This window comes from Moorena sp. SIO3B2 (genome assembly GCF_010692525.1).
GTDB lineage: Bacteria > Cyanobacteriota > Cyanobacteriia > Cyanobacteriales > Coleofasciculaceae > Moorena > Moorena producens.
The window spans coordinates 1-1,741 of the sequence record NZ_JAAHHE010000797.1 but is presented as its reverse complement, the minus strand read 5'-3'; the positions used below and the strand labels follow the sequence as shown (position 1 = coordinate 1,741).

Below are 1,741 nucleotides of genomic sequence, written 5' to 3'. Positions count from 1 at the left end.
TTTAGATGGAGTGCGATCGCTACTCCAACGGCAGTTGATTATGCTCAAAATTGATAGTTGATAATTCAAGCATTCAGCGGTCAGCGGTCAGCGGTCAGCGGTCAGCGGTCAGCGGTCAGCGGTCAGCGGTCAGCGGTCAGCGGTCAGCGGTCAGTGGTCAGTGGTCAGTGGTCAGTGGTCAGCGGTCAGTGGTCAGCCTTCAGCGTGGCACAGTAGGGCATTAGCTGATAGCTGATAGCTGATAACTGATAACTGATAACTGATAGCTGATAGCTGATAACTGATAGCTGATAGCTGATAGCTGATAACTGATAGCTGATAGCTGATAACTGATAGCTGATAACTGATAGCTGATAGCTGCATCCCGATTCCCGATTCCCGATTCCCGTTCCCCTCCTGGGAGGGGTTAGGGGTGGGTTCCGATTCCCGATTCCCGATTCCCGATTCCCTGTTCCCTGTTCCCTATTCCTAATTTCAACACTTCTGCCATTAGCCATTACCCAATGACAAATGACAAATGCTTGCCCAAGGTTTCAGTAGTTGTACCAATCTACAACGGTGAAGCAGATTTACCAGAGTTAGTCCGTTGTTTACAGGAACAGACCTATGCCACTGACCAAGTAGAGTATCTTTTAGTGGATAATAATAGCAGCGATCGCACAGCCTCACTCATCCAAAGTGCTGTTACTGAGGGAGCATCTGAGGGCATAACTTTCCACTACATCCTGGAAGACCAGATTCAAAGCTCCTATGCCGCCCGTAACCAAGGAATTCGAGCAGCTAAGGGGGAAATAATTGCCTTTACTGATGCAGACTGTCGTCCCCAACCCCATTGGTTAGCAGACCTGGTCTCACCCTTTGCTAACTTTAGTATTGGTATTGTTGCTGGTCAAATCATCGGGTTGCCCGGTAAAACCTGGCTAGAAAAACACGCTGAGTATCATAATGTTCTATCTCAGGAACATACGTTAAACAATTCTTATTGTCCTTACGGTCAAACCGCTAACCTAGCAATCCGACGGCAAGCATTTGAGGAAGTGGGATTGTTCCGTCCTTACCTGACCACTGGTGGTGATGCTGATATGTGCTGGCGGATTCAAAAGCAAAGCAACTGGCAATTACACCTTGCTCCAACCGCTATAGTGGAGCACCGACACCGTTCCACTTTTCGGGAGTATCACAGTCAATGGCATCGGTATGGTCGCTCTAACCGTTACTTACATCAGCTCCATGGTGTGCCCTTGATGCGGGATATTCCACCCACGGAATATCTGTATCGGATCAGTCGTTGGTTGCTGAAAGAACTACCGCGCAATAGTATTAATGCGATCGCAGGCAAAACCGATCCCATTGAGCTAATCAGCACACCGATTGGTCTGTTTGGAACTTGGGCAAGGGCAAAGGGACAACAGCAAGCCCGGCTGCCAGACAAAGCTGATCAGATTGAGTGGCTTTCCCATGGAAGCTGATAGCTGCATCCCGATTCCCGATTCCCGATTCCCGATCCCCTCCTGGGAGGGGTTAGGGGTGGGTTCCGATTCCCGATTCCCGATTCCCGATCCCCTCCTGGGAGGGGTTAGGGGTGGGTTCCGATTCCCGATTCCCGATTCCCGATCCCCTCCTGGGAGGGGTTAGGGGTGGGTTCCGATTCCCGATTAATCAGAAATCACTTATTAGGTTCATGTAGGGTGGGCAGTGCACCAGACAGATAATCAAGCTTGCAAAGCCCGTTGGTAGGCAC

General features: G+C 50.0%; 3 protein-coding genes and 1 pseudogene. 3 read left to right on the top strand and 1 reads right to left on the bottom strand.

Going from position 1 to position 1,741, the window contains the following annotated elements:
• Positions 1 to 57: 57 nt before the first annotated feature.
• Positions 58 to 135 (top strand): annotated as a pseudogene (locus tag F6K38_RS43835) (hypothetical protein); the annotation flags it as partial.
• Between the two features lie 50 nt (positions 136 to 185).
• Here F6K38_RS43835 and F6K38_RS41155 read toward each other — a convergent pair.
• Entirely contained in the window at positions 186 to 497 is a 312-nt protein-coding gene (locus F6K38_RS41155; RefSeq protein ID WP_287360603.1) for a hypothetical protein, read from the bottom strand.
• A gap of 6 nt (positions 498 to 503) precedes the next feature.
• On the opposite strand from F6K38_RS41155, the gene F6K38_RS41150 reads away from it, so the two are divergent.
• Both F6K38_RS41150 and F6K38_RS41145 read left to right on the top strand, forming a co-directional pair.
• Entirely contained in the window at positions 504 to 1,469 is a 966-nt protein-coding gene (locus tag F6K38_RS41150) for a glycosyltransferase family 2 protein (RefSeq protein WP_287298372.1), read from the top strand.
• The gene (locus tag F6K38_RS41145) at positions 1,459 to 1,635 is read left to right on the top strand and encodes a hypothetical protein (RefSeq protein ID WP_287360601.1); all 177 of its coding nucleotides are present in this window, start codon (positions 1,459 to 1,461) and stop codon (positions 1,633 to 1,635) included. Before F6K38_RS41150 ends, F6K38_RS41145 begins: the two co-directional genes overlap by 11 nt.
• Positions 1,636 to 1,741: the final 106 nt, after the last annotated feature.